Origin of the sequence: Rothia sp. HMSC068F09 (assembly GCF_001812775.1) — a bacterium.
Taxonomy (GTDB): domain Bacteria; phylum Actinomycetota; class Actinomycetes; order Actinomycetales; family Micrococcaceae; genus Rothia; species Rothia mucilaginosa_A.
The window spans coordinates 1-232 of sequence record NZ_KV810424.1 but is presented as its reverse complement, the minus strand read 5'-3'; the positions used below and the strand labels follow the sequence as shown (position 1 = coordinate 232).

Here is a 232-nt window from a genome sequence, read left to right as displayed (position 1 = left end):
AACCCACCACACACGAATCAGTAGCGGGTCGACAGTTTCCTTCGTCAACACGACATCCAGCGCCTGCCAATCGCCGCCGTTCACCCGGAAACGACCAGAGTATGACACCGTTGCGTAGGCATGGAAATTACCTGAGCGCTTATACACGTAGCTGGTGGCGGTCTTGCGTGGCTCTTCGCCGCGTGCCCTGCTAACCGGCTTGCCCATGGTGTAGAAAGTATCCTCGTCACCG

1 pseudogene is annotated in these 232 nt (G+C 57.8%); it reads right to left on the bottom strand.

The features are described from left to right. Positions 1 to 207: pseudogene (locus HMPREF2874_RS09365) on the bottom strand (peptide ABC transporter ATPase); the annotation flags it as partial. Positions 208 to 232: the final 25 nt, after the last annotated feature.